The sequence below is a fragment of the Neptunomonas sp. genome (genome assembly GCF_041601355.1).
In the GTDB taxonomy this organism is placed as follows: domain Bacteria; phylum Pseudomonadota; class Gammaproteobacteria; order Pseudomonadales; family Balneatricaceae; genus Neptunomonas.
Genome location: NZ_JBFIIH010000190.1, coordinates 1 through 5,096 on the forward strand (window position 1 = coordinate 1; position 5,096 = coordinate 5,096).

Below are 5,096 nucleotides of genomic sequence, written 5' to 3' on the forward strand. Positions count from 1 at the left end.
AAAAAGGGCTGCATTAAGCAGCCCTTCCAAAGGTCCGTAGCGATGCTACGAAAACAACTGTGATATCACAGTGCAGCTTGCAACTCAGGAATCACGTCGAATAGATCAGCAACCAGACCATAATCAGCCACCTGAAAGATAGGCGCTTCTTCATCTTTGTTGATCGCAACAATGACCTTAGAGTCTTTCATACCTGCCAGATGCTGAATCGCACCCGAGATACCGACAGCAATATACAAATCAGGAGCCACCATCTTACCGGTTTGGCCGACTTGCATATCATTGGGAACAAAGCCCGCATCGACTGCCGCGCGTGATGCACCCACAGCCGCACCCAGCTTATCAGCCAGTGTGTATAACATCTCGAAGTTTTCGCCGTTACCCATACCACGCCCGCCTGACACCACAATAGATGCAGAAGTCAATTCAGGACGATCGGATTTAGCCAGTTCAGCACTCAAGAAACGTGAATTCTCAGAAGCAATCACATCGGCGATAGCATCAATAGATGCGCTGCCACCGTCTGCTGCAACCGCGTCAAAAGCAGTACCTCTGACAGTAGCTACTTTAACAGCGTCTGCTGATTTAACCGTCGCAATGGCGTTACCTGCATAGATAGCGCGCTGGAAAGTATCAGCACTAACAACCGCAGTGATGTCAGACAACTGGTTAACATCCAGCAATGCAGCAACACGTGGCAAAATATTTTTACCATCCGACGTTGAGGATGCAAAAATATGGGTATAACCCTCAGCAATGGAAACAATCAGCTTACTCGTATTTTCAGCCAAGTGGTTTTCATAAACAGCATTATCAGCGACACGAACACTGCGGATTCCTGCTATTTTTGCCGCTTGTTCAGCAACAGTCTGGCAGCCACTACCCGCTACCAGAATATCGATATCGCCACCGATTTGAACTGCCGCAGCAACGGTATTCAGTGTTGCTGATTTCAGCTCCTGATTATCATGTTCTGCAAGAACTAGAATACTCATGACAGTACCTTCGCTTCATTCTTCAGTTTATCGACCAGCTCAGCAACCGAGCTTACTTTAATACCGGCTTGACGCTGGGCAGGTGGTTCAACGGCAACTAATGTAATATTGCTGCTCAGCGTAACACCCAGCTCTTCTGGTGTTTTCACATCCAGCGGTTTTTTCTTAGCTTTCATGATATTAGGCAAAGACGCGTAACGCGGCTCATTTAAGCGCAGGTCAGTAGTAACGATAGCTGGCAGATCCAGCTCAAGCGTTTGTAAACCGCCATCTACTTCACGTTTCACAGTGACCTTATCACCTTCAACAACCACTTCAGAAGCAAAGGTTGCCTGAGGACGATCCAGCAAAGCAGCTAACATTTGACCGGTTTGGTTGTTATCAGAATCGATGGCTTGTTTACCCAGAATAACCAAACCGGGCTGTTCCTCAGCAACAACTTTAGCCATTAATTTTGCCACTGACAGTGAATCCGGTGCATTAGCTGTTTCAATATGAATACCGCGGTCAGCACCCAGCGCCAATGCCGTACGAATCTGCTCCTGGCACTGTTTAGTACCAATAGAGATTACGACGATTTCACTGGCAACACCTTTCTCTTTCAGGCGTACAGCTTCTTCAACTGCAATTTCACAGAATGGGTTCATAGCCATTTTTACGTTAGCTAAATCCACATCCGTTTTATCCGCTTTAACACGTACTTTGACGTTGTAATCAATTACGCGTTTTACAGCGACAAGTATCTTCATACAAGCCTCGCTTTTGTTGTTCTTTTGATGGTCTGAACGCCAGACCTTACGTCTAGGTCAAAAATAGCTCTGCACCGCCAAGCCATAATAACAAAACATCTGTTTCATGGACGACTGTATCCATTCTCGCAAAACACCCCGCAAATACAAGGGAAACTACGTAGTCTTTTAGCAGCTACCCATATTACCTTAACGTAAACGTAAAGACTAACGTAAAGAAAATACACAGATAACTGATACAAACCACTTTAATTGCAACTGACTGCATCTATCATGCTGAAGCTTAGTTAAAATTCGGCTGACGCTTTTCAATAAACGCCGTAAAAGCCTCTTGGGCTTCTGCAGAACTTAAACGCTCTGCCAACTGCTCTACTTCCTCTATCAATACCGTTTGCAATAGTTCCTGATGATGACTCTTTAGCAGTTGTTTACTCTGTTTTACCGCCTGAGGCGGCATACCGGCTAATTGTCGTGCTGTTTTCAACGCATCAGGTAATGGTTCATTAACAACATAATTCACAAGGCCTAACTCAGCAGCACGACGCCCATCAACAGCATTACCTAACACCAGTAACTCGAACGCTAATCGATGCCCTAATTGCAGAGGAAGTAATAAGCTGGTCCCGCCTTCAGGCACCAGACCTAAGCGTGCAAATGGCAGTTGAAAACGTGATGTTTCGCTACAGAAAACCAGATCACAATGCAGTAACATCGAGGTACCAATCCCCACTGCAACACCTTCTACGGCGGCAATAATGGGTTTACTAAATGTCGATATTGTCTGTAAAAACTTCAGTGGTAACGCGGCTTTATCAGACTGAGAGGCGGCTGCCATAAAATCCAGTATATCATTACCGGAGGTGAAGCAATCCGTCGTCCCTGAAATCACCACTACCCGAACGCTATCATCCTGTTCAGCCTCGACCAGACCATCAATCAGCGCCTGATACATAGCCAGCGTTAGCGCATTCTTTTTATCCGGACGGTTTATTTTCAGTAACAATAAAGTCTCATCCCGCTGCTGCAAAACATCTGTACTCTGGCTCATAATTTTCACTCTGCTTTCATGAATAATTTAAAAAAGATCGTATGTTATGCGTTTACAGAACGGACTCTTCAACATACAGTTCTGGCAAATATCGCTTAATAACATCACTGCCCTGCGCCCAGGTACGGCACGTATTCAGCATTACTTTAGCACCCGCATCCATGACATCCTCGTCCATACTCGGCCAGAGGCTTTGAATACTGGTAGTTGCCAGCACAGGTAACAATTCATGCAGATGCGTGCAGCCCTGCGCGCCCCCTACTAATTCTTTAGCTTTACGTTGCCATCCAGGCCCTATACGTGTGCCTTCCAACCGCTTAAATACATGCACGGCACCGGGGCACATCATAAATGGAGATTCATCAATGGCCGCTTCAACGTGATGGATTAAGAACGTCTTATCTATCGTAAAACGCAGCTTCATATCATGAAAAGCTTCACCTGCAGCGACATACCCCCCACGCTCTGGGTTATCTACGCACTCGGCTTTCACATCGGTCATTTGTGCTTCAATATCCCACATCCCATCTTCCCGCTCATAGCCATTGCAGATAATGCTGCGCCGATGTGAATGCTTACGACGAACCGGCTTAGATAAAGACATATGTCGCTCCTCAGGCCTGATGGCCGACATCATCTTTTAGCATTCGACGCAGCACCTTACCCACATTAGACTTAGGCAGATCATCTACGAAAACCACAGATTTTGGCACTTTATAGTTGGTCAAATGGTCTTTACACCACTTGATCACCTCCTTCTCAGTCAGCGAGGGATCTTGGCGCACGACAAACAGTTTTGGCACCTCGCCACTGCGTTCATCTTTGACACCAATGGCGGCACATTCAACAACATCTGGATGAGATGTCACTACATCTTCAATTTCATTGGGATAGACATTAAAACCGGAAACAATAATCATATCTTTAGCACGATCAACAATTCGCAAACGCCCATCTTCTTCACGGACAGCCACATCACCCGTTATCAGAAAACCGTCATCGGTAAAGCATGACCGGGTTTCACGTTCGCGTAGCCAGTATCCCTGCATAACCTGAGGACCTTTAACACAAAGCTCACCCTCCACACCCGTTGGCGCAGCAGCACCACTAGTATCAATGATACGTACATCCGTCGCTTTTAACGGCCAGCCAATGGTACCTATCTTCACATTACCGGGTGGGTTTATCGCTACAGCAGGAGAGGTTTCAGTTAATCCATAGCCTTCCATAATGTCGCACCCCGTCACGGTTTTCCACTGATCCGCCGCCGCATGCGTGAGTGCCATGCCGCCGGAAATGGTCACCTTCAACTGACTAAAATCCAACGCTTTAAAGTCTTCGTTATTACACAAGGCTACAAAGAGGGTATTCAACCCCATAAAGCTGGTCATACTCCAACTTTTCATCTCTTTAACGAATCCAGGGATGTCGCGGGGATTAGCGATCAGAACACTGTGTCCTCCTGCTTCCATAACAATCTGCGATAGAGTGAATGCGTAGATATGATACAGAGGCAAGGGCGCTATCGATGTATCAGACCAGTGGCTGTCAGCCTGACACATAAGGTCTCTGCCCTGCAGCATGTTAGATACCAAATTACCGTGTGTTAACACCGCACCTTTAGAAACTCCCGTAGTTCCGCCGGTATACTGAAGAACGGCCATATCCTCGGTTTTCACAACCACAGGCTGTGGTTGTTGCCCTACCCGGCTGAATAACGCCTGACGCAGCGATATTTCCATCGGCAGGTTGTAATCAGGTTCCATCTTCTTTATGTATTTGATTGCCGTATTCAGCAGCGTACGTTTGATAAAACCATGCAGATCACCCACCTGAGTAACAAAAATATGTTTGATCTGGGTTTTATCAATAATTTTTTCGGCGTTGTGCGCCATACTGGCATGAATCACCAGCGCCTTAGCTCCGGAGTCTTTGAACTGATGCTCCAACTCGCGCGGCGTATACAAGGGGTTAGTATTCACCACCACCAAGCCCGCCCGCAGCGCACCAAACAGTACAATGGGGTATTGAATCAAATTCGGTAACTGAATCGCCAACCGGTCGCCCGGCTGCAAATCTGTTTCTTGCTGAATATAAACCGCAAATGCATCTGCAAGGCGGTTCAACTCATCAAAGCTCAACGTCCTGCCGAAACTGGTAAATGCGGGGCGCTCGGCATAACGCTGACACACACTGGAAACTACATCGAGAACGGTTTTATATCCTTCGGGATTGAGATCTTCAGGAATCCAGGTACCACGTGCATTATCCATCAACTGCCCCTGCTTTTATTGTTATGGGTAG

General features: G+C 46.7%; 5 protein-coding genes. All 5 read right to left on the reverse strand.

Features of this window, described 5'->3' with window-relative positions:
* Positions 1–65 precede the first annotated feature (65 nt).
* The gene (locus ABY436_RS18770) at positions 66–995 is read right to left on the reverse strand and encodes an electron transfer flavoprotein subunit alpha/FixB family protein (RefSeq protein ID WP_372740455.1); all 930 of its coding nucleotides are present in this window, start codon (positions 993–995) and stop codon (positions 66–68) included.
* Positions 992–1,744 (reverse strand): electron transfer flavoprotein subunit beta/FixA family protein, encoded by a 753-nt coding sequence (locus ABY436_RS18775; protein ID WP_372740456.1) that lies wholly within the window; start codon positions 1,742–1,744, stop codon positions 992–994. Before ABY436_RS18775 ends, ABY436_RS18770 begins: the two co-directional genes overlap by 4 nt.
* A 283-nt stretch (positions 1,745–2,027) precedes the next feature.
* Positions 2,028–2,792 carry an enoyl-CoA hydratase gene (locus ABY436_RS18780; protein WP_372740457.1) on the reverse strand — a complete coding sequence of 255 codons (765 nt, stop codon included), beginning with the start codon at positions 2,790–2,792 and terminating at the stop codon, positions 2,028–2,030.
* Positions 2,793–2,844: 52 nt separating this feature from the next.
* Positions 2,845–3,396 carry a DUF2889 domain-containing protein gene (locus ABY436_RS18785; RefSeq protein WP_372740458.1) on the reverse strand — a complete coding sequence of 184 codons (552 nt, stop codon included), beginning with the start codon at positions 3,394–3,396 and terminating at the stop codon, positions 2,845–2,847.
* Between the two features lie 10 nt (positions 3,397–3,406).
* Complete coding sequence (locus ABY436_RS18790) at positions 3,407–5,065, reverse strand: AMP-binding protein (protein WP_372740459.1); 1,659 nt, start codon at positions 5,063–5,065, stop codon at positions 3,407–3,409.
* Positions 5,066–5,096: the final 31 nt, after the last annotated feature.

What these genes read in the sequence shown, in the direction of transcription:
- ABY436_RS18780 (WP_372740457.1), bottom strand. Translation starts at nt 2,792, where the DNA reads ATGAGCCAGAGTACAGATGTTTTGCAGCAGCGGGATGAGACTTTATTG.
- ABY436_RS18785 (WP_372740458.1), bottom strand. Translation starts at nt 3,396, where the DNA reads ATGTCTTTATCTAAGCCGGTTCGTCGTAAGCATTCACATCGGCGCAGC.
- ABY436_RS18770 (WP_372740455.1), bottom strand. Translation starts at nt 995, where the DNA reads ATGAGTATTCTAGTTCTTGCAGAACATGATAATCAGGAGCTGAAATCA.
- ABY436_RS18775 (WP_372740456.1), bottom strand. Translation starts at nt 1,744, where the DNA reads ATGAAGATACTTGTCGCTGTAAAACGCGTAATTGATTACAACGTCAAA.
- ABY436_RS18790 (WP_372740459.1), bottom strand. Translation starts at nt 5,065, where the DNA reads ATGGATAATGCACGTGGTACCTGGATTCCTGAAGATCTCAATCCCGAA.